Genomic DNA, 25,749 nt, shown 5'->3' with positions numbered 1-25,749 from the left:
ATTCCGCGGTGGAACGAAGCACTCTTTCGGTCGTCAGGGGGTGGCGGGCGTCGCCGACGCGTGGCGCTCGGCGTACGCGCGGGCCTTGGCCCGGTTGCCGCAGACGGCCATGATGCACCAGCGACGCCGACCGGTCGGGTTGAGGAAGACCCACCCACAGGCGTCTCCGGGGCACGCCGAAACGGTAACGGTCGCCCCCGAGGTGAGCAGGTCGGCGGCGCTCAGCGCTGCCGCGTACAGCGGTTCGTGCAGCCCCGCGTCGCGGGTGAACACCCAGCGCGTGACGCCGGCGGTCCGCTCGAGCGCCTGGGACTGACGCGCTTCTGCCGCAAGGCTGCCCACGCGCCCGAGGGCCGCAGGGCCGGCGCCGCCCAGGACGAGGTCGTGGACGTCGGTGCGCAGCCGGTGCACCTCGCGCAGGATGGCCCGCGCGCGGCTCGGGTGCGCGGCCGCAGCCCGGCGCAGGCGCACCGTGGCCACCTCGTCGACCAGCCCGGCCTCGCGGGCCCACACGGCGAGGTCGTCGTACGACGTGAGGTACTCACCTCGGCGGGCGGTCGGCAGGTCCCAGCCGGCGCTGGTGTTGCACAGCTCGAGGGCCGGGTGGCCGGCGACCTGCGTCGGCATCTCCCGGTCGTCGACGACGTACTTGAACACGACGGCAGTGTGACGCGTCGGGGCCCGGTGCGCCAACCGGTCTCACGGTAACGACCGGTTAATGGTGACTTTCCGGTCAGGTGCGCCCCGACTCCAGAGGTGCGCGCTCCCCGCACGAGCGGGCGTTGCACGACGCGCCCTTGGCGGAAGGCCGCACTCCTGACGCGAACCCGCACCCGTCAGTCGGGGTCATGAGGACATGATGTGCGGGCGTCCCCATCGACGACGGGCTCGGGGTGGCCGCCAGTCCGGCTCGGAGGCGACGAGCCGGGCCGCCGCCGCGTGGTCGACCGACAGGAACCGGGTGTCGAGCACGCGGCGACCGCCCTGGTGCTCGAAGCCCAGGATCTCGAGGGCCGGGTGCTCGAGGTCGGTCACGACGCTCCGGGCCCCGTGCCACGAGGCGGAGTGGGCGGCGAGCCGGCAGAGGTCGAGCACCACCGATCCCGGGGTCCCCGGCGTCGCGACGCACTGCTCGAGCAGGGCCGTCTCGGCGTCGAGACCGACGACGACGCACTGGCCCACGTACGGCGACCTGACCGCGTCGTCGACGCTTGCCCGATGCCACGAGAGCAGCGTGCCGTCGCGCCGTCGCGACGTGGCCACCGAGGGATCGAGCCCGTCCCGCCGGACGTACCGGACCGCCTTCCAGCCGAGGTCGTCGCCCGGCCGCACGGAGTCAACGGTGAAGCGTCGGTCGCTCGGCACGTCGGGCGACGTCAGCTCGATGAAGCCGTCGCACTGGTCGCGAAGGGCCCGCGCCACGACGCCGGTGCCAAGCTCCTCCTCGAGCTCGACCGTCGCCTGGCCCGCCCAGTCCTCGGCAGTCTCGAACGGCGCGTAGGCGCTGTCGCGGTGCAGGGCGTAGGCGAGGTCGTGCGGGTACGCCATCCAACGGAAGCGCACGAGCACGTCGTCGTCTCGGGCCAGCACGTCGACGACCGTGGCGTCGGCCTCACCGACGCCCCTGAGACCCGAGCCGGGCGGCAGCAGCCCGCGCATCGCCGCCGCCAGCGCGCTCATCGGGAGGTCCGCTCCGTCCATGGGCGCCACTGTGCCAGCACGGGCTCGCCAGCCGCCTCCCGTTTGGCCGGCCCGTCAGAAGGTGTCGCCCCTGCGCCAGGCCATCTCCTGCAGCTCGACGGTGTTGCCGTCCGGGTCGGAGAAGCTCGCGCCCCTGACGCCCCCGCCGAAGTCGTGGACCTCGCCGACCTCGACGCCTCGCGCGACCAGCTCGGCGCGGGCGGCGTCGACGTCCTCGACCACGAGGTGCAGACCGCGCACGCTGCCGGGCTCGGCCCGGTACACGTCGAGTCCGGTGCCGAAGCCGATCGAACACGCGGAGCCCTCCGGCGTCACCTGGACGACCCGGACGCCCTCGGCGGGCTGGACGTCGACGTCCTTGGTGAAGCCCAGCGCGTCGACGTAGAACGCGATGGCGCGGTCGACGTCAGACACCGGCACCGGGACCAGCTCGAGCTTCATCCGCATCAGGGTCGTCCTCCGGTCGGGCGGTGGTTGTCCCGGCGATCGTGTCACGGCAGACGGCGGCGCGCACCACCCACGGGCCTCGTGGCGGCGAGGAGACCTGTGCCGCAGAGGAGCACCGCGAACGCGATGGCAGGTGTGACGTCGCCGACGAGGAAGAAGACGGGCCGGTTGCCGAGGACGTCGACGCCGACGATCGACACCATGAGGATGCCGAAGAAGATGACGAGCGCGGCGACGGCGGCGAGGGGGTCGGGGCACCGACGCGTCTCCGCGTCAGCCGCGACGGCCTCGCCGGCCGACCGGGGACCTCGGTCGAAGCGCACGAAGGCGGCGACGAGCACGGCCGTGGCGGCAGCCAGCACGACGAACAGCACCGGACGCGTGAGCCACCACCACACCGACGCGACCGCCGGCTGCGTGATGCCGACGGCGCGGAGCGCGAGCAGGGTCACCATGAGGGCGGTGAGGTGCCAGAGGAACGCCGTCATGGCGAAGGGACTGGCGACGACGACGCCCTTCCACACGCGGGGCCGCGACAGCACGCGCGTGGCGACCGGCCGGAGGGCCGCCGCGAGGCCGCAGATGCCGATGCCCTGCGCCAGGAGTGCCACGGTCGGCGGCGCCATGTTCGACACGGTCTCCCCAGGCAGGCCCACCATCGACACCGGATAAGGCCCGAACCGCACGAGCAGCCCCATTGCCGCGTAGCCGCCGACAGCCATCACCGCTCCGACGCGCGGCGTGAGCTGCCCGTCGCGCCAGAGGAACCCGAGCTGGTGCAGGGCCAACCACACGAGCAGGAAGTTCAGGTTGCCGACGAGGCCGGGCCCACCACCGAACCGCACGGCGTCGACGACGCAGGCGGCCGCGACGAGGGCGAGGACGACCCACGCCCCGAAGCGCAGGTGCAGCCGCCGCATCAGCGGCGCGAACGCGCAGGCCCCGAGGTAGATGCCGACGAACCACAACAGCTGCGGCACGAGGACGAGCGCGTCGCGTGCGAGGCGGGCGCGGTCGGAGGAGCCGGACGTCACGCCCGACAGGTGGGCCACGACCCCGGCGGCGACCCAGACGGCGAGGAACGCGGCCGTCGGACGCAGCAGGCGCGTCGCGCGGGAACGCACGAACGCGGCGTACCGGCCCCGCGGCGTCGGCCACCGCCGGTCGAGCGACTCGAGGGCGTGCGCGTGGGCCACGCCTCCGACGAGGAAGAACAGCGGCATGACCTGGAGCACCCAGGTGAGCGGCTGGAGCGCCGGCACTGCGACGAGCGCGTTGGAGATGTGGCCGTCGGCCGTGATGTCGACCATCAGCCAGTGCCCGAGCATGACGACGACGAGCGAGCCGGCGCGCAGCGTGTCGGCCCAGCGGTCGCGGCCGGACGGCGTCGCGGCGTCGATCTCGGCGGCGGTGGGACGCGGCGGGCGTGAACCGCTGGTGCGCGGGCGCGGGGCGCGCGAGGGCCGCGGCGAGGTCGTCGTCACCCCCTCATGACAGCACGACCGGCGACCTGAGGGGATGGGTTCTGGTGCTCAGGTCGCCGGTCGCGTGACGTGCCGGACGTGGGAGGGGGGGTCCGGCTTCGTGGACCCGGCGCCGGGGGGGCGGCGTCGGCGTCCGTGGGTGGTCTGGTGCGGTCAGCCCTCGCTCAGTAGGCGTCGTCGCGGTGTTCGACCCGGCGCTCGACGACGTCTCCGTCGCGACGCTCGACGACGTCCGGACCACCGCGCCGCTCCTGGACGACGGTGTGCTGCGTGCGGGTGCGCTGGGCGTTCATGACGAGCCCGAGGATGATCGCGAGGGCTCCCGCGACCATGAGGATGATCCCGATCGTGTTGCCCGTCCCGCTGCTGAGGTTGAGGACGCTGGAGTCGAGGTTGGTGAAGTAGAAGATCGCACCGACCACGAGAAGGAAGATCCCGAGTCCGATACCCATGTGCTCTCCTTGTTCGGGGCGTGCCCTCCTGACGCGCCTCTCGCCATCCCATACCCAGCGGGGCAGGGCCCCGGACGCGTCGGCGGGGCTCGGAACGCGTCAGTACGCCGAACGTGCGCGGCCGATGTGCCCGGCCACGCCGGCGACCACGAGCAGCACGACACTGACGCCGAGGGCCACGGCCAGCTCGACGTAGAGCCCCCGGGCCGCGACCCCGTAGGCCGCATCGGCGACGGTGCGGGCCACGGGCGACCCGACGCGGTCCACCACGGGCCCGCGGGCCATCATGAGCGCGACGATGCCGAGCACCGACACGACACCCCAGCCGACGGCGAGCCATCCGAGCGCCCGGGCGTGCCGCACCGCCACGAGGACGGCGAGCAGGCCGAGCACTGCGACGGCGACCGGCCCCCACATGCCCCACGCCGAGGTGGCGCGGTAGACGCGCTGGACCGTCGACATCTGCGACGCGTCGACGAGCGGGACGCGCACGGTCGGCTTGAGCGCCGCCGCGATGTTCGGGACACCGGCCTGCTGCAGGGCCTCGGTGACGCCGGGCAGCGGCACCTGCAGCACGAGCGAGACACGCCCGTCGGAGCCCACCGTCGTGTTGCCCCGCCCCTGCATGGCGGAGACGAACTGCTCGTGGGCGCTGCGCACCGACGCCGTCCACGCGCGTTCGACGGCCTGGCTCGCGACGATCTTCGTCGCCTCGGTACGGATGATCGGCTCGAGGGCGGTCTCCGCGGCCGGACGCAGGTCGATGGCACCGAGGACGCCGGTCGTCACCGAGTCGGCGAGGGCGTCCTGCACCTTCGGCTGGGTGACGACCGGGCCGAGCTCCTGGGCGAAGGCGTCGGTGTCGGTCAGCGTCGTCGAGGCCCAGAAGGCGACGAGGCCGACGGGCAGCAGGACGACGGCGAGCAGCCCGAGCAGCGTCGCGACGAGCGAGCGGAAGAAGCCGCCGGAGGAGGATGTGGGCACGGAACCGCCTTGTGTCATAGGGCAACTCACCGGTCGCCGGGTAGAAGGTGTGTCGTGACCGCGCCATGGACTCGGCCCGCGGTCGACCCCGTCGGCCGCGCCTGCTCGGCCCGGCTACGCCCCCCGGAGGTCCAGCTGCAGTCTTGCAGGTGCCTCAGGGTCGAGCACCACCGGAATGCCCCAGTCCTGCTGGAAGAGGTGGCAGGCGGCGTGCTCGGGCACCTCGCCGGTGACCGGGTCACCGTCGCACGCGGCGGCCTGGACCGACACGTGCAGGGTGCCCGATCCGATGCCGTCGCGGAGCACGAGCGTGCGGGTCAGGCCCTGGGCGCGGCCGGCCCCCTCTACGAGCAGCGCGTCGGGCGTCGCCGACACGTCGAGACGCGTGGGATCGCCCCACCGGTGGTCGAGCTTCTGCCCGGCGGGCGGCACGAAGGTCACCTCGAGGCGCACCTCACCGGCCGGCAGTGCCGTCGGCGGCCGCTGGGTGCGGTGGGCCGGGCCGTCGACGCGCTGGGCCTCGGCCGGCAGCGGGACGCGGACGAGGCGGTGCGCGGCCGACTCCACGACGACCAGACGCGTCTCGCCCGTGTCGGCGTCGGTCTCGACGACCGCGTCGCTCGGCTCGGCGAGGCCCTGGGCGAGCGTCGACACCTGGCCCGTGGCCGGGTCGAAGCGCCGGAGCGCGCCGTTGTACGTGTCGCTGACGGCGACCGAGCCGTCGGGCAGCTCGGTGACGCCGAGCGGGTGCTGCAGCAGGGCATCTGCGGCGTCGCCGTCGCGGTGCCCGAAGTCGAACAGGCCGGTGCCGACGTGGGTCTCGACGGTGAGCGAGCCGTCGACCGCTCGGGTCAACGAACGCAGCGCTGAGGTCTCGGAGTCGGCGACCCAGACGCGAGTGCCGTCGACGGAGGTCGCGAGACCGGACGGCTGGGCGAACCAGGCCTCCGGGGCGCGACCGTCGACGAGCCCTTCGTTCGACGTGCCACCGACGACCTCGACGACGCCGCTCTCGACGGTCTCGCCCGGCGTCCACGCCCACAGCTGGTGCGTGCCCGCCATGGCGATGACGACCCGCCCGTCGAGCCAGGCGAGGTCCCACGGCGTCGACAGGGCCTGCTCGAGGGCGGGGCCGCCGCCGCTGCGCTCACGCAGCTGCGCGCCGGTGCCTGCGAGCGTCGTGACCGAGCCGTCGGACACGCGAATCCCCTTGAGCGCGTGGCCGACCGAGTCGGCGACGAGGATGTCGACGCCGAGCCGCTCGGCCACCTCGGGGGTGGCTAACAGGACACCCTGCGGCTCGGTGAACACGCCAGGGCCACCCCAGCGGGCCCGCTCGGTCTCGAGGTCGGCCTCGAGGTGCACGACGGCGTGGTTCGCGGTGTCGGACACGACGAACGACCCGTCGGGCAGGGCGAGCGCCTTGCCGGGGAAGCGCAGCGCGGTGTCGGGCGCGGGCGGGGCGACGTACGGGTCGTCACCGGGCTGGAGCGTGCCCTTGGCCCGGTGCTCCTCGACGAGCTCGCCGACGAGCGCGGCGAGGCCCGGGCCGTGCCCCTCTCCCGACATCGAGGCGACGACGAAGCCCTCGGGGTCGATGACCACGAGCGTCGGCCACGCGCGGGCCGTGTAGGCGTTCCACGTCGTCAGCTCGGGGTCGTCGAGCACCGGGTGGTGCACGGCGTACCGCTCGACGGCTGCCGCGAGGGCGTCCGGGTCGGCCTCGTGCTCGAACTTCGGCGAGTGCACGCCGACGATCGTCAGGGCGTCCGGGTACTGCTCCTCGACGGGCCGCAGCTCGTCGAGGACGTGGAGGCAGTTGACGCAGCAGAAGGTCCAGAAGTCGAGGACGACGACACGGCCGCGCAGGTCGGCGAGCGAGAGGCTGCGGCCGCCGGTGTTGAGCCAGCCGCGGCCGACGAGCTCGGGTGCCCGGACCTTGACGCGGGCCCGGGGTGCTGCGGAGGAGGTGGGGGCGGTGCTCACCCCAGCGACAATACGTCCGCCGACCGGGGCATTTCCGAGCGGTCCGCGGGCCGGGTCAGAGGCGGCGGTCGGCCAGGACCGGGAAGTCCTCGCGCCACTGCCGTACGGCGTCGACGTCGACCTCGACGCTGAGCACCTCCTCGCCCTCGCCAGCCTCGGCGAGGACGCGTCCGGTGGCGTCGACCGCCTGCGAGTGGCCGCCCATCTCGTGCCCCGCGTGCGTCCCGGCGGTGTTGCACTGGAGCACGACGCACTGATCCTCGACGGCGCGGGCGCGGCCGAGCAGCGTCCAGTGCTCGACGCGTCGCATGGGCCAGGCGGCCGGCACGACGAGGGCGAGCGCACCGGCGTCGACGAGGTGGCGGTACAGCTCGGGGAAGCGCAGGTCGTAGCACGTGGACAGGCCCACCGGCACGGTGTCGCCGCCGGCGACGGGAACGGCCACGACGACGACCTCCTCGCCGGCGTCCATGAGCCGGGGCTCGCCGTCGCCGAAGCCGAACCGGTGGATCTTGCGGTACGTCGCGACGAGCTGGCCCTGTGGGGAGAAGACGAGGCTCGTGTTCCAGACGCCGTGGTCGCCCTCGGCCGCGGGCTCGCCGCGCTCGACGATCGACCCGCCATGCAACGTCACCCCGGCGTCGCGGGCGGCCTCGGCGAGGGCCGTGGCGACCGGTCCGTCGACCGCCTCGGCACGCTCGCCCCAGCGGCGGTAGTCGAACCCGCCGGCCGGCCACAGCTCGGGCAGCACCACGAAGTCGTGACCCTCCTGCTCACGGACGAGACGCGTGACGCGGGCGGTACGGTCGGCGACGGACTCGTCGTCGCCGTAGGCGAGCTGGATGAGGGCGACCTTCATGGTCCAACTCTCACACGCCGGGGCCGGGCGACGCCCGTGAGGGACGGCGCGCAAGACGGCGGCCGTGGCGCAGGGGAACACCACGACCGCCGCCGACCGGTGGTCCCGCCCGAGGCGCAGGGGTTCGCCTCAGGTCGTGGCCGGCCGCTGACCCGGGACTCGCTGGTGGTGCGCACGGCGGTGTGCCGCGAGCTCGTCACGCAGCTCCGGGTCGCTCTGGACGAGGTAGACGAGACCGCAGTCCTGCGGGCCACTGGCTCCGGGGAAGCACAGGGTGCAGGGTTCGCCGACCCGGACGGGGCACCTGGGGGTCGGAATTCGCTGGGCCATCGCTCCTCCTCCGCCACACATACTACGTGACGTAGTAGTAGAACGGGAAATCGTCGCCTCCAGTGCCGCAGAGTTGACCCTCACACGGTGTCAGGGCCTAGACCATGGGTGTCATGTTGAACATCGGAGAGTTCGCCAGGCTCGCCGGAGTCACGGTGCGCATGCTGCACCACTACGACGCCCTCGGGCTCCTGCAGCCCGAGCACGTCGACCCGGCGACCGGCTACCGCTGGTACGCGGCCGCCCAGCTGCCGCGGCTCAACCGGCTAGTCGCACTCAAGGACCTCGGCCTCACGCTGGCCCAGGTGGGTCCGGTGCTCGACGCGCAGGTGGGGCCGGAGGAGCTGCGCGGCATGCTCACCCTGCGGCGGGCGCAGATCGAGGTCCAGATGGAGTCCGACCGGGCTCGTCTGGCCGCGATCGAGGCGCGGCTCCGGACGATCGAGAAGGAGGGCACCATGTCGGAGCTGGAGTTCGTGGAGAAGGCACTGCCGCCCCTGCGGCTGGCGCAGATCACGGGCCGGGTCGCCGACGTGAGCGAGCTGGGCGGGCAGGTCGGCCCGGCCTTCGACCGGCTGACGCGCGGGCTGACGGCGGCCGGCGTCCCCACGGGGCTGCCGTCGTTCGCGTGGTACTCCGGGGACGCCGAGGGGACGACGTGGGGCGTCGGCTACACGACGAGCCGCGAGGCGGTCGAGGTCGAGGGGGCGGAGGTCTCCGAGCTGCCGGGGTGCGACCGGGCCCTGACCGTCATCCACCGCGGGTCGATGGCGACGATCGGCGACACGTGGCAGGCGCTCGCCACGGCGGCGGACTCTCGCGGGCTGACCACCTACGGCAGGTGCCGCGAGGTCTACATCGAGGCGCCGATGGACGACCAGGACCGCTGGGTGACCGAGCTGCAGCAGCCGGTGCGCTGACGGCGTGACGGCCGCCCGGGGTCAGTGCGGGGTGCGCTCGTCGCGGCGTGAGAGGGCGGCGAGGCGCTCGTTGTACGCGACCAGCTCGGCGTCGCCGTCGCGGTCGGCGCGCCGGTCCCGACGCGTCGACTCCGCCTTGTCGGAGCGGAACCACTGGGCCGCGACCACGAGGGCGAGCACGAGGCTCGGCAGCTCTCCGATGGCCCACGCGACGCCGCCGCCGAATCGCTGGTCCGCAAGCGGGTCGGGCACCCACGGCAGCGCGATCGAGGTGAAGAAGTCGCCGCCGAGCAGCGTCGTGCCGGTGATCATGGCGACACCGAAGAACGCGTGCGCCGCGATCGTCGCGAACAGCACGATGAGCCGGAACGCCGGGCTCCAGCGCTTCGGGCCCGGGTCGACGCCGATGAGGACCCACGCAAAGAGGTAGCCGGCCAGGACGAAGTGGGCCGTCATGAGCAGGTGGCCGGTGTGGGTGGTCAGGGCCAGCTCGAACAGGCCGGTCCAGTAGAAGACGACGAGGCTGAAGAAGAAGAACGCCGCTGCGAAGACCGGGTTGCCGACGACCTTGAGCACCGGCGAGTGGACGAGCCCGAGGACGAGCTCGCGCGGGCCCAGCGTGCCGTCGCGCCGCGGCCGGAGCGTCCGCAGCGCGAGCGTCACCGGCGCCCCGAGCACGAGGAAGATGGGCACGACCATCGCCTCGATCATGTGCAGCGTCATGTGCCACGAGAAGGCGACCCGGCCGTAGATGCCGAGGGCACCGTTGGTGGCGTAGGCGAACAGGGCCCAGCCGACCACCCATGACACGGCGCGCAGCACCGGCCACGCGTCGCCGCGCCGGCGCAGCCGGACGACGCCGGCGACGTACAGGCCGACGGCCATCAGCGCCGTGGCGAGGAAGAGCCACTCGACGCGCCACGCGGTGACCCACGACAGTGCCGTGGGCGCCGGCGGCGGCGGGTAGCCGGTCAGGGCCATCGTCAGGCTCGGGTTCGGCTCGGTCTCGGGCACCGGCGGCTGGCTGCGGGCCAGCGCGGTGGCGACGCCGAACGCGAGGCCCATGACGAGCGTCTCCCCCACCGCGAGGCGCACGAAGAGCCGGCCGCGCGGCATCCCGGCCGACGCGTCGACACCTCGGGACGCGACGTCGGCGTCGAGCCGGTCGAGGGTGACGCGTCGGTGCCAGGCGCCGGCGAGGCCGAGGGTCACGAACGCGAGGGTCTTGACGACGAGGAGGACGCCGTAGGGCGTCGTGAGGTCGGCGAGCGAGCCCAGCCGGACCGAGGCGTTCATGACGCCCGAGACCCCGAGGGCCACGAAGCACCAGAGGGCGACGCTCGAGTAGCGCCGCGCCACGACGCCGACGGCATCACCGAGCGAGCGCCACAGGACGAGGAGCGCGAGCAGGCCCCCCACCCACAGGGCCGCGCTGAGCAGGTGGGTGGCGATGGAGTTGACGGCCGTCTCGTGGTCGGCCGACCCACCCGCGTGCCCGGCGAGGCCGAGCACGAGCACGCCGACCGTCGCGACGACGAGCAGCGCCAGCGCGACGGCCCGCGACCGGGCGACGGCCGCCACGGACGCGACGACGAAGGCGCACCAGGCGCTGATGACGCCGACGCGCAGCGTCTCGATCGTCCACAGCTCGGGCAGCAGGCCGCCGAAGGCGGGGTCGGACAGCGGCATGCCCGCAGCGTCGGCCAGGCCGAGCACGGCGCCCGTGACCCCCGCCGCGGCCCACACGAAGGCGGCCGGCACGACGACGCGCAGCGCAGCGGCCCGGCGCGGCTCGTCCGGCGCGGCGCTGGCCTTCCGGGTGCGGCCGGGCACCATCGTCGCGGCGAGCAGGAGGCACCCGACGGTCAGCGCTGCGGCCACGTCGTGGACGACGCGGACGAGCGGGAGCGCCCAGCGCACGCCCGGGCCGGCGTCGACGAGCCCACCCGGCAGGGGGGCCGCGGCACCGGTCGAGCGGGCCGCGAGGACGGAGGCGACGAGGCCGACGACGACGGTCGCGGCGACGGCCCACGCCGGGCGCGAGAGCCGGTCCACCGGGGCGGTCGACGAGCGCTCTCGTACAGGGGTGGGCATGTTCCAAGGGTAAGTAGTGTGGACACATGCCCATGCACCCGGCCGCTCCCGTCGACCGTGATGGCCTCCTCGACGCCTTCGACCAGACCGTCCTGTCGATCATCGACCTCGGGTACGCCTGCCGCGACGAGGACTTCGACCGCGACACCGAGTGCCCGGGCTGGACCGTGAAGGACCAGTTCTCGCACGTCGTCGGAGCGGAGAAGTCCTTTGCGGGAGTGCGGCGCTCGCGCATCGACGTGCCCGACTACCCGCACATCCGCAACGACCTCGGGCGCCTCACCGAGCAGGACGTCGAGAGCCGCCGGGCCGTCTCGGGCCGTGAGGTCGTCGCCGAGCTCGCCGAGTTCCACCCCGAGCGCATGGCGGCGCTGCGGTCCGCGGACACCGACCTCGACACGGTCATCGGCGGTTTCTTCGGACCCGAGGCCACCTTCGGCCTCCAGCTGCGGCGTCGGATCATCGACCTCTGGTGCCACGAGCAGGACATCCGGGGCGCCCTCGACCGCCCCGGCGACCTCGACTCCGCCTCGGCCGCGGTCTTCACCCAGGAGATCCTCGACGCCCTCCCCCGGGTCGCGGCGCGGGTGGCCGACGTCGAGCCGGGCCACGCGGTGGTGCTCGACGTGACCGGCCCGGTCCAGGCGCGGGGCGGGGTCCGGGTGTGCACGGGCGAGGACGGGCGCCCGTTCGGCGAGGCGCTCTTCAGCGGCCAGGACCGCCCCGACGGCGACGAGCAGCTCGACGTCACGACGATCCAGCTGACGACCGACGCCCTGACCCGGCGCGCCGCCGGCCGACGCGAGGTCGACGACCTCCACTTCACCACGCACGGCGACGAGGCCATCGCCCGACGCGTCCTCGAGGCGCTCGTCCTGACGCACTGAACGTCCGGACCACCCAACCCTGGACGGCGCGCCACCGCGGGTGCCGCCCAACCTTGGACAGGGGCCCGACGCGCAAGCGTGAACAGCGCTGGAACTGACGCAGAACCTGCGCAAACTCTCGACAATCCTTGGACGTACCGACCCGAGCGGCGCCGCCGTCGAATCCCTCTGCCATGCGGTCGAATTCGCCCGTTTTGAGCACGAAGAACGGCATCCGGGCCCCGCGCGGAACGGTCGAAGCGACCCAGACCCGACCTTGCCAAACCTTGGACAAGGGTTTAACGTCGAGGCAGTCGGTCAAGCCAGCGCCGCATCGGGGACATCCCATGGAGGATTGCCATGACCGACGCATCGGTTGGTCCGCGCAAGGACGCACGCACGCGAGAGCTGATCACCACCTTCCGCACCTCGGACTCCGCGTCCGAACGGAACGAGGCTCTCGAGGTCGTCACACGACTGCACATGCCGCTCGCGCGGTCGCTCGCCCACCGTTACTCGGGCAAGGGGCTGGACCGCGAGGATCTCGAGCAGGTGGCCTTCCTGGCCCTGCTCAAGGCGTTGCAGCGCTTCGATCTCGACAAGCCCACCGAGTTCGGCGCCTACGCGACGCCGACCATCACCGGCGAGCTGCGCCGGTACTTCCGCGACTACGGCTGGCTCGTCCGGCCGCCGCGCGAGCTGCAGGAGCGCCGCCAGCTCGTCACCGACACCCGCTCGCGCCTCGAGCAGGTCCTCGGTCACGACCCGGACGTCGACGAGCTCGCCGCGGAGCTCGCCATTCCTGTCGAGTCGGTCAAGGAGGCGCAGGTCGCTGCGTCGAACCTGCGCCCGGCCTCGCTCGACGTCACGACGAACGAGGGCGGCCGGCCCGTCCTCGACCTCATCGACGCCCGTGGTGACACCGGCGCCGACCCGGCGCTCGACGACTCCATCGTCGTGCGCTCCGCCATCGAGCGACTGCCCGCCCGCGACCAGGAGATCATCGAGCGCCGCTTCGTCGACGACATGACCCAGGCCGAGATCGCCGAGTCGATGGGCCTGTCGGCCATGCAGGTCAGCCGCCTGCTGCGCCGGATCCTCGAGTCCCTGCGTCGCCAGCTCGACGCCGAGGGCGTCGCGAGCGCCTGAGGCACCCGGGCACGGAGTTCGTGCCCTGACACCTCGGCTGTCCCGCGGCTTCCCGCGCACGGGGGCGGGCCCTTGCCCCACCCCCGTCCACCACGGTCGACGCGTCCGGTTCGTGCGGACGCGTCGACCGATGCGTGTCCCGGGCCCGACGCGCGCGGCCGCCCGACGCGTCACCCCCTGACGCGTCGCCGCCTCTCCGGGCGACGCCCGCTCAGGCCCGCGGCGGCACCGGGAACTGCGACTCCTGGCCCTGGATGACCTGTGTCGCGACATGCGCGAGCTTCATGTTGAGCTCCTGCGACGTGCGGCGAAGCAGCGCGAACGCGTCGTCGCCGCTGATGTGGTGCGCGGCCATGAGCAGGCCGACGGCCTTGCCGATCTCGCGGTTGCTCTGCAGGCCCTGGCGCAGCGTCGCGGCCTCCTCGCGCGCCCGGATCGCCATGAGGGCGACGGTCGCGAAGGACGCGATGACGGCGCCGACGTCGGCCGAGGCGCCGGTGAGGCCGCCCGGGGTGTCGGAGAAGAGGTTGAGCGCGCCGACCTTGTCGCCCTCGAGGAGCAACCGGTAGCCGACGGCCGAGCGCACCGGGGTCTCGGCGACGATCCGTTCGGTGAAGCGGGGCCACGGCGTCACGGCGTCGGTGAGGTCCGGGTCGTGCTGGTAGGCCTCGTCGAGGATGGCGTCGACGCAGGGGCCCTCGCCGACCTCGAGCTCGATCTGGTCGATGCGCCGGGCGATGTCGTCGGTGGAGGCCGCCGTGAGGTACCGGTCGTGGGAGCGCATGAGCAGCGAGGCCCGGTCGCAGCCGTCGATGAGACGCACCGCGGCGTCGACGAGCGCGTGGTGGATCGACCCCGCGTCGGCGCCCGAGTAGATGAGCGCGGACAGCTGGCGGAACGCCTCCTGCACGGATTCGTCCTGCCTCGTCGCCTCGGCGATGGCAGGGTCCGGCTCGGGCAGGTCGGTGACGGACGCATCCGGGGTCGGTAGGTCGACGGGGACGTCGGCGGGGACGTCGGCTGCCATGGCTCTCCCTGAGGGGTCGGACTTTCGCCGCGGCATGCTCCCTTCCGAACACTGAGGCGGCGCAGATATTTTGACACCTCCCCCGAGGCGTGTGCGCACAGACAACCACACGACGCGCCCGTCCGGACCCTCGGAGCGGCCTGCATGTCTGCGCCCGCGAGGCAGTGGTTTGACACCGGCATCACTGCGGCGAATACTTGCTTGGTGCAAACAAGCAAATGGGGGCGGTCGCGGTGACCGTCGGCAAGGACGAGGCGAACCAGGTCTTCGTCGCGCTGCTGCGGGTGCAGAAGCTGCTCCTCGCGGCCCGCAACGCCGCGCCACGCGTCCACGAGGCCGTCGACACCACCGCCTACCCGGCCCTCTTCGTCGTGGCCGGGTCCGCAGAACCCGTGCGGATCTCCGACCTCGCCACGACGCTGCACAACGACGTGTCGACCGTGAGCCGCCAGGTCAGCACGCTCGTCGCCGGCGGTCTGCTCGTCAAGACGGCCGACCCGCACGACGGGCGCGCCCTGGTCGTGTCCCTCACCGACGAGGGGCACGCCGTGCTCGACCACATCCAGTCCACCCGGTCCACGTGGTTCCAGGGGCTCCTCGAGTCCTGGGACGGCGCCCGGGCGGACTCGTTCGTCACCGATCTGCACGAGCTCGCCGACGCGCTCGACGCCAACCTCCGCGCGCGGGGCGCCTCCCTGCCGCCGATGCCCTACGCCGCCGCCCCCAGGGCGGCCGGCGCCACCGACCAGATGTCCAGGAAGGACTGACATGTCCGACACCACCGCCGAGCCGGGACGCGCGGCGAGCACCCCGGCGAGCACGTCGGCGGGGACCGCCGACCACCCGCCGCTGTCACACCGGGAGATCATCACGATCCTCATCGGTCTGATGCTGGGGATGTTCCTCGCGGCCCTCGACCAGACGATCGTCGCGAGCGCCATGCGCGTCATAGCCGACGACCTCAATGACCTCGCCGGCCAGGCCTGGGTGACCACCGCGTACCTCATCACGGCCACCATCGCGACGCCGCTCTACGGCAAGCTCGGCGACATCTACGGGCGCAAGAAGCTCTTCCTCTTCGCCATCTCGATCTTCACGATCGGCTCGATGCTCTGCACGCTCGCCTGGTCGATCCCGGCCCTCGCAGCGTTCCGCGCCGTCCAGGGCATCGGCGCCGGCGGCCTCTTCTCGCTGGCCCTCGCGATCATCGGCGACATCGTGCCGCCCCGCGAGCGGGCCCGGTACCAGGGCTACTTCCTCGCCGTCTTCGGCACCTCGAGCGTCATCGGCCCCGTCGTCGGCGGCCTCCTCGCGGGCCAGGCCACGATCCTCGGCATCACCGGCTGGCGCTGGGTCTTCCTCGTCAACGTGCCGATCGCCATCATCGCGCTCGTCGTGGTCAGCCGCACGCTGCACCTGCGCCACCACCGCCTCGACCACCGCATCGACTACTGGGGCGCGGCCACGCTGTCGATCGCACTCGTGCCGCTGCTCATCGTCGCCGAGCAGGGTCGCGGCTGGGGCTGGGGATCGGCCACCTCGATCCTCTGCTACGCCATCGGCCTCGTCGGTGCTGTCGCGTTCTTCTTCATCGAGCGGAACATGGGCGACGAGGCGCTGATCCCGCTGCGGCTCTTCAGCAATCGGACCATCGCGGCCGCGTCGGTCAGCTCGGTCTTCATCGGCATGGGCATGTTCGGTGGCCTCGCCGCACTCCCGCTCTACCTGCAGATCGTCAAGGGCGCGACGCCGACCGAGGCGGGCCTCATGCTGCTGCCGATGACCGGCGGCATCATGTTCGGCTCGATCTTCTCCGGCCAGACCATCTCCCGCACCGGGCGCTACCGCATCTTCCCGATCGTGGGCTCGGCAATTCTCGTCGCGGCGCTCTTCGGCTTCCACTACATCGGGGCCGACACCCCGCTGTGGAAGACGATGATCGGGATGTTCTTCTTCGGCATCGGCCTCGGCTTCAACTTCCAGCCGTTGACGCTCGCCGTGCAGAACGCCGTCCCGCGGCGCGACATCGGCGTGGCGACGTCGTCGGCCACGTTCACCCGGCAGATCGGTGGCACGCTCGGCACCGCCGTCTTCCTGTCCATCCTGTTCTCGCAGGCCGGCACGAAGATCGCCGAGGCGTTCCAGTCCGCGGCCAGGTCGCCGGAGTTCATCGCGGCGGTGCGCAACCCGACGGGCGGCGACCCGCAGGCCAATGCGGCCTTCGTCGCCGGCGTGCAGAAGGGTGGCGGCGGCGGTGCGGGCGCCTCGGCCCTGCAGGACAGCTCGTTCATCAACCAGCTCGACCCGCGGCTCGCCCACCCGTTCCTCGTCGGCTTCTCCGACGCCATGTCGGTCGTGTTCCTCGTCGCCTCGGGCGTGCTCGTGCTCGCCTTCGTCGCCTCACTGTTCCTGCCGCACGTCGACCTCGGTCCCGGCCCGGGTCAGCAGGGTGCCCAGCAGGGCGACGCCGAGTCCGCTCCGGTGGCCGCCGCCGGCCACTGACCGTCGAAAGGCCACGAGTGGCCGTCGCGTGACCCTCGAAAGGCCACCTCTCGTCCAGAGGTGGCCTTTCGACGTGCCCGGGGCAGCCCATCGTGGCCTCTCGACGGTTGAGTGCTGGACGCGTCGGGCGGGGTGACGCGTCGGGCGGGGTGACGCGTCAGCGAAGGTTGTGCAGCTCGCGACGGCTGAGGAAGGCGCGCGTGCCGACCGCCATGACGAAGGCGAAGCCGCCGGCGATGACCGCGACCCAGTACCCGTGCTGCGCGCCCACGCGGTCGACGACCGCTCCGGAGAGGGCCGACCCCGCGGCGATGCCGATGATGAGGCCGGTCAGCACGATCGTCATGCCCTCGTTGAGCTGGGCCTTGGGCACGATCCGCTCGATGAGGTTCATCGTCGTGATGAGGGTCGGGGCGGTGGCCATGCCGGCGATGACCATGAGGCCCGCGAGCACCCACAGGTTCGGCGCGAAGAGCAACGGCGCCTCGAGCACCCCCATGCCGAGCGTGCCGAGGATGAGCAGCTTGACGAGGTTGCGCCCGTGCGACACGTGCCCGAAGACGAGGCCGGCCAGTCCCGAGCCCACCGCGTAGAGGGCGAGGATGGCGCCGGCCGCGCCCTTGGCGCCGTGGTCCTGGGCGACTGCGAGCGTGACGACCTCGTTGACGCCGAAGATCGCGCCGGTCATGACCATGATGAAGGCGAGCGGGATGAGGCCCGGGTTGTGGTGGGCGTGCCCCTCCGGACGCTGGTGGTGCGGGACGACCGGAGGCTCGGTGGAGCGCGCCGAGATGAAGATGAGCACCCCGACGCCGTAGGCGATGGTGGCGACGACGAACCCGGCCTCCGGGAACCACGCCGATGCCAGCCAGATCGCGACGACCGGCCCGATGACGAACGTAAGCTCCTCCATGACCTGCTCGAACGACATCGCCGAGTGCAGGGACCGGGGGTCGTGGGCGAAGATGTGCGTCCACCGCGCCCGGGCCATGGTGCCCATGTTGGGGATGGCGCCGCACAGCGGGAAGGTGATGAAGAGCACCCACGAGGGCCAGCCCTTCATCGAGGCCACGATGGTCATGACCGCCCAGAACCCGGAGAAGAGGAAGAACGGGATGGCGATCCGACGCTGCCCGTACCGGTCGACGAGGCGGCCGAGGAAGGGTGCGAAGAGCGCGAGGGCCACCATGCCGACCGCGACGACGGCACCGGCCAGCTCGTAGGAGCCGGTCCGCGCGGCGACCATCGCCACGACGGCGACACCGAACATCGAGCCCGCGGTACGGGCGATCATCCCCCCGGTGATGAAGGTGCGAGCGCCCGGTACCTCGAAGAGAGGTCGGTAGGACGCGAGCACGGAACTTCTCCTCGGTGGGGCGAACGGCAACCTCGCCATCCTGCCACCAAGCGGACCGCGGTGCCGAAACCCGGTGGGCTGCCGGCGCGTGGTCGGGCGAGGATCAGCGGCCGTGGCGACGCCGCAATGACCACATCTGCGGCGAGCGCTCGAGCTCGACCGAGACGTCCCAGGGCAGGCCGCCCGGGGCGGTCTCGCGCCGGAAGCTGGCCACCGTGCGGCGTGCCAGGGCGGGGTCGCGGGCGACGCGTCGGGCCATGGCGACGGCCTCCTGCTCGACGTCGGCGTCGTCGTGGGCCGCCCAGGCCAGGCCGAGGTCGACGGCGCGCTGCCCGTCGACCTCCGCGCCGAAGAGACCGAGGGCCGCGGCCGCCTCACGGCCCGCGACCCGGTTGAGCAGCGTGAAGTGCCCACCGCCGGGGTGGATGCCGATCTGGGCGAAGCCCGGCAGCAGGCGGGCCGTGCGCGACACGATGCGCAGGTCGGTGGCGAGCGCGAGGTTGAGGCCCGCACCGACCGCCGCGCCGCGCACCGCGGCCACAGTGGGGACGCCGATGCCGCCGACGGTCGTGAACGCCGCGTAGACGGTCTCGAGGTTGCGGTAGGCGTCGTCGGCGACGGGGTCGGCGCCGGTGTCCGCGAGGACGCTGCGCACGGCCCCCGCACAGAAGTGCTCGCCACCGGTGATGACGACGGCCCCGACCGACGCGTCGGCCTCGGCCGTGCGGGCGGCGTCGGCGAGCTCGACGGACATCTCGACCGACAGCGCGTTGCGGCGTTCCGGCGCGTCGAGGGTGATGAGGGCGACGCCCTCGGACACCTCGTAGCGGATCTCAGTCATCGGCGGATCTCCTTCGGCACCAGGGCGGTTCAACGGTGTGTTCGGTCGGCGCTCTTGGCCCGACCGGTCGTGACGAGGGTCCAGAGCCGGTCGCGGCCGGCCGAGGTCGCAAGCGTCGTGAGCGTCTCGTCCCACTCGTGCACCGAGCCGTACTCGCTGCGCCGCGCGAGCATCGGCTTGGTCAGCGTGTGCAGCTCGTGCTCCAGGGTGGTGCCGATGGCACCGAGCACCTGGTGGGCATTCCGCACGACGACCGACGCGCCGTGGCCGACGCACGACTTGGCGACGCCGACGGCGAAGAGCATGCCGCGGTCCTGCCAGTCCGACGCGGCGGCCCGGGCCACGGCGGCGTCGGTGGCGGCCCGGGCCAGGGCGGTCTCGGCGGCGATGTCGGACACGAGGTGCTGCACGGCCTGGAAGCGCCCGATCGGGCGGCCGAACTGGACGCGGTCGCGCACGTGGGCGAGCACGATGTCGAGGACGCGCTCCATGGCGCCGACCACCTGGGCCGACCGCGCAAGCGCGCCGCGGTAGTGGAACTGCTCGCCGATCTCGTGGGCCACGACGATGCCGTCCTCGAGGTCGAGCAGGTCGAACTCGACGGTGTCGCTCGGCTCGCCTGCGAGGTTGCGGCCCTCCTCGAGCCCGACCCGGTCGAGCGGCACGTCGGCGACCCGCCACTCGTCACGGTCCTCCCACAGGGCCACGATCCGCGACGCGTCGCGCGCCCACGTGACGTTGAGGGCGACGCCGGAGGGGTCGGGGCGACAGACCGTGCGGATGCCGCCGTCGTTGGGCAGCTGCGCCGCTTCGAGCAGCCAGCCGCCGAGGACGTCGTGCTCGGCCACCGGCACCGGGGCGCCCGCGGCGGCGGACAGACCGAGGAGCGCGGCCGCCTCGAGCCAGCCGGCGCCGCTGCCGCCGGAGGACTCGTCGCCGGTCAGGCGCGTCAGGCCGAGGTCCTCGAGACGGGCCCACAGGCCGCGGTCGAGGTCGACGGTGGCGCCCGGGGCCGGACGCGTCGCGCGGTAGTCGTCGAAGAGCTCCGTCAGCATCGCGACGACGTCGGGGTCGGCGCTGGACGCCGCGGCCAGGTGCGCGAATCCTGCTGTGCGCCGGTCGTTCCCGGTGGTGTCGGCCATCAGCGCATCCCCAGCCCTCGGGCGACGACGCCGCGCAGGATCTCGTTGGTCCCGCCGCGCAGCGTGAAGCCCGGGCGCTGGAGGATCGCGGCGTGCAGGAGCGTGTAGAGCTCCTCGTCCTCGACCCATCCGGTGGCTGTCAGCAGGTCGACGAAGTCGGCGATGTCGCCCTCGGTCGTCGTGCCGAGCAGCTTGACGAGCGCGGCCGGCACGTCGGCCGGCTCGTGCGCATCCAGGGCCGTGGACACCGAGAACGAGAGGTGGTGCAGCCCGGCCACGCGCGCGACGTGGCGGCCGAGACCGGCGTCGGTCGGCAGGCCGCCGTCTCCCATTGCCTGGGCTGCAGCCGCGAGCAGCTGGAAGGTGGACAGGATGCGCTCGGGTCCACTGCGCTCGTAGGCGAGCTCGGAGCTGACCTGCCGCCAGCCGTCGCCGACCTCGCCGAGGACGCGGTCGTCAGGGATGAAGACGCCGTCGAGGTGCACCTCGTTGAAGTGGTGGTCGCCGCCCATCGACAGGATCGGCCGGATGTGGACGTCGGGGTCGTGCAGGTCGACGATGACCTGGCTCAGGCCGGCGTGCCGGTGCTCGGGGTCGAGGGGGGCCGTGCGGCACAGGGCGAAGAACGCGTCGGCCTCGTGCGCGCCAGAGGTCCACACCTTCGTGCCGGTGACGCGCCAGCCGCCCTCGACCTTCTCGGCGCGGGTGCGGACGCTGGCGAGGTCGGATCCGGAGTCGGGCTCGCTCATGCCGATGCCGAAGACGACGTCGCCGCTGCTGATCCGCGGCAGGAACGCCTGCTTCTGCTCCTCGGTGCCATAGCGCAGCAGCGACGGGCCGATCTGCCGCTCGGCGATCCAGTGGGCCGCGACGGGCGCGCCGACGACGAGCAGCTCCTCGGTGACGACGAACCGCTCGAGGTAGGTGCGGCCCTGGCCGCCGTACTCGGTGGGGACGACCATGCCGAGCCAGCCGCGTCGACCGAGCTCGCGGGTGAACTCGCGGTCCCAGCGCGTCAGCCATGTGTCGACGTGCGGCACGAACACACCGGCGCGCACCTGCTCGGCGAGGAACGCGCGCACCTCGAGACGCAGGTCGGTGAGCGCGGGCAGCTCACGCACACCGGGTGGCACGAGTCGGGTCGCCATGCTCACCTCCGTCGGTCGGGCCGGGTCAGGGGTCACTCTCCCACACGCTCGTGGGCCCGCCGGGCCCGGTCGGTCGAGGCACGTGGGGACGCGTGGGGCAGGAGTGACGCAGTGCTCACTCGACGCGAAAGGGGAGGCGGACGCATCAGCCGCGCGGTCCCAGACGCGTGGGGCAGGAGTGACGCAGTGCTCACTCGACGAAGAGAGGGCCCCTCCCCCCGCATCGAGTGAGCACGGGGCCCCAGGCGTCACAGGCCGCTGACGACGAGGTACGCGCAGAGGCCGACGATGACGGCCGTGATGAGGGTGGCCACGGCGGTGGTGACGCGGTGGTTGACGAGGACGCCCATGAGGCGTCGGTCGCGGGTGAAGAGGAGCAGTGGCACGAGGGTGCCGGGGAGGGCGAACGACAGGATCACCTGGCTCCACACGAGCGCGTCGGTCGGCTCGACGCCGAGGCCGAGGATGACGAGGGCCGGCACGACCGCGAGGAGGCGGCGCAGCAACGGGGAGATGGGGCGGCGTCCGAAACCCTGCATTACGACGTCACCGGTCTGCACGCCGACGAGCGTGGAGGCGAGACCCGAGGCGAGCAGCGCCACCGCGAGCATCGTCGCGGCGATGTCTCCGGCGCTCGCACCGAGCGCGGCGTAGGCCGACTCGATGCTGGCGCCCGCCGTGGTCGGCAGGGCGGCGGCGAAGACGACGAGGCTGACGTTGGCGACCCCCGCGATCGTCATGGCGATGACGACGCTGTGCACGGTGCGGCGCCCGGACCGAAGGCGCTCGGCCTGCGAGGGCGCCGGCGCTCCGTCGTCGTGCCCGCGGGAGGCGGCCGAGTGGAAGTGGAGGGCGTGCGGCATGACGGTGGCGCCGACGATGCCGACCGCGAGCAGCGCCGCCGACCCGTCGAGCGGCCCGGGCACGAGCGAGCGCAGCAGGCCGGCGCTGTCGACGTCGGCGACGGTCACCTGCCACACGAGCGAGCCGATGATGACGACGAGCAGCACGAGCACGACCGAGTCGAAGTGGCTGCGGCCGCGGACCTTGAGGGCGAGCACGACGAGGCTGAAGAGCGTGACGCAGACGGCGCCGGCCACGAGCGGCATCCCGAAGAGCAGCCGCAGCGCGATGGCCCCGCCGACGATCTCGGCGAGGTCGGTCATGATGACGACGAGCTCGGCCTGGGCCCAGAGCAGCAGCCGCCCGACGCCGGGGAACCGTTCGGCGCTGTGCTCGGCCAGGCTCTTGCCGGTGACCATGCCGAGCTTGGCGGCGAGGTACTGGATGACCATCGCCGAGCAGCTGGCGAAGACGACGACCCAGACGAGGCCGTAGTCGTGCTCGGCGCCCGAGGTGATGTTGACGCCGAAGTTGCCCGGGTCGACGTAGGCGATCGCGGCGAGCAGCGCGGGCACGAGCGTGCGGGGCGAGCGCAGCGTGCCGCCGAGCCCCGGCCCAGGGGTCCGCTCCGCGACCCGGCGCGACTCCTGCGCCACCCGCTCGTTCATGAAGGACAGCATCGGGCCTCCCGCGCCGCCACGCCAACTCCCCGGGCGGCCCGGAGACCGACACCACACGACGCGTCAACCCACCACAGGAGCTCGTGAGCACCTACGCTGCCGCGCGTGACGACGACCGCTCCGGCGCCGACCGGCGAGCCCTGCCCCACGTGCGCGACGACGACCGTCGCACTGGAGCACTCGGACACGCCGTGGTGCCCGGCCTGCCGATGGGGGCTGGATCGGTACGACCCGGTGACGGTTCCGTGGCGCGGGAGTCGCTGGCTCGGCCGCCTCGGCTACACCACGGCGTTCCGGCTCGACGACGGGCTACGACGTGCCCTCGTCGCAGACCCCACCGCTGCCGCACGACGCTCGCGCGCGGAGCTGGTCCTCGTCGCGATCTCCGCCCTCATCGTGCTCGCGAGTCTCGCGTGCTTCGTCGGCGCCGTGCTCGTCTGGCGCACGGAGTGGCTCATCCCGGTCCGGTTCGGCGTCTCCGTGGGACTGGTGCTCCTCGGGATGTTCCTCCGACCTCGGTTCGACCGCGTCCCGAGACGTGAGCTGCTCCGCGCCGAAGGCGCACCCAACCTGCGCGAGCTCCTGCGCCGGGTCGCTGCCGAGGTCGGCACGCCTTCGCCCGAGCTCGTCATCGTCTCGCCCCACACCCTCAACCTCGCCGTCGGCCGGAGCGGGCTGAGGGGGCGACCCGTCCTCGTCATCGGCCTGCCACTCTGGCTGCTGCTCTCCCCGGCGATGCGTCAGGCCCTGCTCGCCCACGAGCTCGGGCACCTCGTCAACCGCGACCCGCTGCGCAGCGCGCTCACCGGGCCCGCCCAACGGATCTTCGCCAACGCCGTGACGTGGACGGGCGGCCAGAACCCGTGGCGACGCCTCGGGGACGATCTCGACCGCGCGGCGCAGCCCGGCCTCGGCGTCATGCTCGTCCGGCTGCTGCTCGCGCTCGTCAACACCGTGTTCGCGACCGTCCAGCTGGCCATCGACGCCGTCATCATGCCGGACCACCGTCGAGCCGAGTACGCCGCCGACCTCGTGGCCCGCGACGTGGCGGGTACGGCCGCGACCGTGGCCGCCCTCGACCGGCTCAACGTGCTCGGCGAGCTCACCGACGGCCTCGTGCACGACGTGGTGACGCGAGGCCCTACCGACTGGCTGGCGCTCGCGGACCGGCGGGAGGCCCTGCTCGCGGACGGTCGAGAGGTGGTGCGTCAGGCGACCCGGCGACGCGTCGACCTCTGGGCGACGCACCCGCCGAGCGGGATGCGCGCCTCACTCGTCGAGTTGCTTCCGGAGGTGCCGGGTCGCCTCGAGGTCGACGCCGAGCTGTTCGCGCGCATCGACACAGAGCTGAGCCTCTGGTACGACGAGTCGCACCGGGCCATCCTCGGCGCCCGCGAGTTCCTCGGCTGAACCGTCAGCGGGCGGAGGCGAAGCCGAGGAGTGCGGCGATGCCGAGGGCGCTGCGCGGGTCGTAGGCCGAGGTCCAGAGCCCTCCGTGCGCCGCGGCGTAGGCCTCGTCCTGCCAGGGGTGGCCGTGGCTCGGCGCCCCGGTGCGCAGGTCGTGGACGAGCAGCGCCGCCATCAGGGTGTTGGCCGTGCCGGGCTCGAACACCTCGATGCCGAACCGGTGGGCCCCGGCGTACGCGGCGGCGAGCGCGCGGTTCTTGACGACCGACCGGGTGCGCGTCGGCGGTGCCACCTTGAACGACACGAGCCCGCCGTCGGCGCGGTGGGTCATGGCCCGCCAGCGCTGGAGTCGTTTGGCCAGGAGGTAGTTCGGCCCCTGCTGCAGCACGACGCTGTCGTTGATGCCGGGGTCCTGGCCCGGCACGTAGTTGCGACGCAGCAGCCGCCCGCCGCTGACGGTGCGCAGCGGCACGCGGAAAAGCTTCGAGGTGCGTCGCTCGGCGTAGCTGCGCACCGACCTCTCGACGGCCTCCGCCGGGACCGCGAACACGTCGGTCGGCGTGGCGAGGAAGGCGAGAGCGACGGCCTCGCGCCCACGCTCCGCGACGACGCGTTCGGTCAGCGCGTCGACGGCGGTCGAGACGCGCACGTTCGTGGCGCCGTCGGCGTAGACGTAGTTGCCGATGACGAGCCGCTCCGACGCGTCGAGCCCGGAGACCCACTCGGTGACGGCGGCGAGGTCGTGCACGAGATCGCCGCCGGCCCGGGCCGCCAGCGGGCCGCTGCCGCTGCGGACGGGCACCGTCAGCGAGCCGGCTAGTCGACGCGTGTCGCCGATCAGCCTGTCCCACAGGTCGTTCCGCGGGAGGTCGACGGCTGCGACGTTCGCGCCCCACCGCAGCAGGGATCGCAGCGGGCCCATCTCGGCCGCGGCTCCGAGGACGACGACGGTGTGGTCGCGCAGGTCGAGCCACTCCGGGTGGTCGACGACGCGTCCGACGGCCTCGGCGCACGACGGCTCGACCGTGCCCGCCTCCACCCACGCGTCGAGCCGGCGCCGCAGCGCGTCGCCGGTGAGGCGCTCCCCGCCGTAGGGCAGCGAGAGGGCACGCTCGGGCTCCCCCTCGCCGCGCAGGGTCTCCGACCCGAGCGGCGGCGCGGCTCCCTCCGCGTCACGAGGGGCGAACGCATCGGGCAGCGGCACGTCTCCCTCGGCACCGGCCCAGCGCATCCGCCCGTGCAGCGAGGCGAGCCCGTCGCGGGCGATCCCGACGGCCGCGGCGTCGGACACCAGCCCCGCCTCGACGAGCCGGCGGAAGTGCGGCAGGTACCCCTGGCGCCAGCTCGTCTCGCGCTCGGCCGACGCCGCGCCGACGGGGTCGTGCGCCCGAAGGGCATCGGCGACGACGGCCCGCCCGACCAGCGTCGTGCTGCGCCGGCCGGTGGCCGGGTCGGACGGGAAGACCACACCGCGCTGGGTGTCGGAGTCGCTCATGCGGCCATCCTGCCGGTGCCCGGGCCAGGTGTCCG

General features: G+C 73.0%; 23 protein-coding genes. 6 read left to right on the top strand and 17 right to left on the bottom strand.

What is annotated here, in order from left to right:
* Window positions 1–33: 33 nt before the first annotated feature.
* The 9 genes from RY076_RS09085 to RY076_RS09045 all read right to left on the bottom strand — a co-directional run bounded on the left by RY076_RS09085 (window position 34) and on the right by RY076_RS09045 (window position 8,243).
* Complete coding sequence (locus tag RY076_RS09085; RefSeq protein ID WP_323097342.1) at window positions 34–657, bottom strand: CGNR zinc finger domain-containing protein; 624 nt, start codon at window positions 655–657, stop codon at window positions 34–36.
* A gap of 189 nt (window positions 658–846) precedes the next feature.
* Entirely contained in the window at window positions 847–1,701 is an 855-nt protein-coding gene (locus RY076_RS09080) for a hypothetical protein (protein ID WP_323097341.1), read from the bottom strand.
* 54 nt (window positions 1,702–1,755) lie between these two features.
* A complete protein-coding gene (locus RY076_RS09075) occupies window positions 1,756–2,142 on the bottom strand; it encodes a VOC family protein (protein ID WP_323097340.1) in 387 nt (128 codons plus the stop codon).
* Between the two features lie 50 nt (window positions 2,143–2,192).
* Complete coding sequence (locus RY076_RS09070) at window positions 2,193–3,632, bottom strand: acyltransferase family protein (RefSeq protein ID WP_323097339.1); 1,440 nt, start codon at window positions 3,630–3,632, stop codon at window positions 2,193–2,195.
* Between the two features lie 164 nt (window positions 3,633–3,796).
* Window positions 3,797–4,084 (bottom strand): DUF6458 family protein, encoded by a 288-nt coding sequence (locus RY076_RS09065; RefSeq protein ID WP_323097338.1) that lies wholly within the window; start codon window positions 4,082–4,084, stop codon window positions 3,797–3,799.
* A 99-nt stretch (window positions 4,085–4,183) separates the two neighbouring features.
* Complete coding sequence (locus RY076_RS09060; protein WP_323097337.1) at window positions 4,184–5,068, bottom strand: hypothetical protein; 885 nt, start codon at window positions 5,066–5,068, stop codon at window positions 4,184–4,186.
* A gap of 114 nt (window positions 5,069–5,182) precedes the next feature.
* Entirely contained in the window at window positions 5,183–7,054 is a 1,872-nt protein-coding gene (locus RY076_RS09055; RefSeq protein WP_323097336.1) for an NHL domain-containing thioredoxin family protein, read from the bottom strand.
* Window positions 7,055–7,109: 55 nt separating this feature from the next.
* On the bottom strand, window positions 7,110–7,913 hold the full coding sequence (locus tag RY076_RS09050) for a carbon-nitrogen family hydrolase (RefSeq protein WP_323097335.1): 804 nt from the start codon (window positions 7,911–7,913) through the stop codon (window positions 7,110–7,112).
* Between the two features lie 129 nt (window positions 7,914–8,042).
* Window positions 8,043–8,243, bottom strand: a complete 201-nt coding sequence (locus RY076_RS09045) for a DUF6767 domain-containing protein (protein ID WP_323097334.1) — start codon at window positions 8,241–8,243, stop codon at window positions 8,043–8,045.
* A gap of 113 nt (window positions 8,244–8,356) precedes the next feature.
* On the opposite strand from RY076_RS09045, the gene RY076_RS09040 reads away from it, so the two are divergent.
* A complete protein-coding gene (locus RY076_RS09040) occupies window positions 8,357–9,163 on the top strand; it encodes a MerR family transcriptional regulator (RefSeq protein ID WP_323097333.1) in 807 nt (268 codons plus the stop codon).
* 21 nt (window positions 9,164–9,184) lie between these two features.
* Here RY076_RS09040 and RY076_RS09035 read toward each other — a convergent pair whose 3' ends face one another.
* A complete protein-coding gene (locus tag RY076_RS09035) occupies window positions 9,185–11,257 on the bottom strand; it encodes a cytochrome c oxidase assembly protein (RefSeq protein ID WP_323097332.1) in 2,073 nt (690 codons plus the stop codon).
* 26 nt (window positions 11,258–11,283) lie between these two features.
* Here RY076_RS09035 and RY076_RS09030 point away from each other — a divergent pair, with 26 nt between their 5' ends.
* Window positions 11,284–12,144 (top strand): maleylpyruvate isomerase family mycothiol-dependent enzyme, encoded by an 861-nt coding sequence (locus tag RY076_RS09030; protein ID WP_323097331.1) that lies wholly within the window; start codon window positions 11,284–11,286, stop codon window positions 12,142–12,144.
* A gap of 339 nt (window positions 12,145–12,483) precedes the next feature.
* Complete coding sequence (locus RY076_RS09025) at window positions 12,484–13,272, top strand: sigma-70 family RNA polymerase sigma factor (protein ID WP_323097330.1); 789 nt, start codon at window positions 12,484–12,486, stop codon at window positions 13,270–13,272.
* 211 nt (window positions 13,273–13,483) lie between these two features.
* Here the strand turns inward: RY076_RS09025 and RY076_RS09020 are convergent, their stop codons facing one another.
* Complete coding sequence (locus tag RY076_RS09020; protein ID WP_323097329.1) at window positions 13,484–14,299, bottom strand: GAF and ANTAR domain-containing protein; 816 nt, start codon at window positions 14,297–14,299, stop codon at window positions 13,484–13,486.
* Between the two features lie 218 nt (window positions 14,300–14,517).
* Here RY076_RS09020 and RY076_RS09015 point away from each other — a divergent pair, with 218 nt between their 5' ends.
* Window positions 14,518–15,066, top strand: coding sequence for a MarR family winged helix-turn-helix transcriptional regulator (locus RY076_RS09015; protein WP_323097328.1), 549 nt, complete (start codon window positions 14,518–14,520; stop codon window positions 15,064–15,066).
* Between the two features lies 1 nt (window position 15,067).
* Window positions 15,068–16,801, top strand: coding sequence for an MDR family MFS transporter (locus RY076_RS09010; RefSeq protein ID WP_323097327.1), 1,734 nt, complete (start codon window positions 15,068–15,070; stop codon window positions 16,799–16,801).
* Window positions 16,802–16,958: 157 nt separating this feature from the next.
* On the opposite strand, the gene RY076_RS09005 is transcribed toward RY076_RS09010, so the two are convergent.
* From RY076_RS09005 to RY076_RS08985, 5 genes are all read right to left on the bottom strand, one after another.
* Complete coding sequence (locus RY076_RS09005) at window positions 16,959–18,158, bottom strand: MFS transporter (protein WP_323097326.1); 1,200 nt, start codon at window positions 18,156–18,158, stop codon at window positions 16,959–16,961.
* 103 nt (window positions 18,159–18,261) lie between these two features.
* Window positions 18,262–18,999 carry an enoyl-CoA hydratase-related protein gene (locus RY076_RS09000; protein ID WP_323097325.1) on the bottom strand — a complete coding sequence of 246 codons (738 nt, stop codon included), beginning with the start codon at window positions 18,997–18,999 and terminating at the stop codon, window positions 18,262–18,264.
* A gap of 29 nt (window positions 19,000–19,028) precedes the next feature.
* The gene (locus RY076_RS08995) at window positions 19,029–20,141 is read right to left on the bottom strand and encodes an acyl-CoA dehydrogenase family protein (protein WP_323097324.1); all 1,113 of its coding nucleotides are present in this window, start codon (window positions 20,139–20,141) and stop codon (window positions 19,029–19,031) included.
* Window positions 20,141–21,289 (bottom strand): acyl-CoA dehydrogenase family protein, encoded by a 1,149-nt coding sequence (locus RY076_RS08990; protein ID WP_323097323.1) that lies wholly within the window; start codon window positions 21,287–21,289, stop codon window positions 20,141–20,143. Before RY076_RS08990 ends, RY076_RS08995 begins: the two co-directional genes overlap by 1 nt.
* A gap of 248 nt (window positions 21,290–21,537) precedes the next feature.
* Window positions 21,538–22,800, bottom strand: coding sequence for an Nramp family divalent metal transporter (locus RY076_RS08985; RefSeq protein ID WP_323097322.1), 1,263 nt, complete (start codon window positions 22,798–22,800; stop codon window positions 21,538–21,540).
* Between the two features lie 117 nt (window positions 22,801–22,917).
* Between RY076_RS08985 and RY076_RS08980 the strand changes: the two genes are divergently transcribed.
* Window positions 22,918–24,222: a M48 family metallopeptidase gene (locus tag RY076_RS08980; protein WP_323097321.1), complete on the top strand. Its 1,305-nt coding sequence runs from the start codon at window positions 22,918–22,920 to the stop codon at window positions 24,220–24,222.
* 4 nt (window positions 24,223–24,226) lie between these two features.
* On the opposite strand, the gene RY076_RS08975 is transcribed toward RY076_RS08980, so the two are convergent.
* Complete coding sequence (locus RY076_RS08975) at window positions 24,227–25,714, bottom strand: hypothetical protein (RefSeq protein ID WP_323097320.1); 1,488 nt, start codon at window positions 25,712–25,714, stop codon at window positions 24,227–24,229.
* Window positions 25,715–25,749: the final 35 nt, after the last annotated feature.

The sequence above is a fragment of the Intrasporangium zincisolvens genome (assembly GCF_034724055.1).
Lineage (GTDB): Bacteria > Actinomycetota > Actinomycetes > Actinomycetales > Dermatophilaceae > Monashia > Monashia zincisolvens.
Note: the sequence above shows the minus strand (reverse complement) of the source record. Positions and strands in the feature narration are given on the sequence as shown.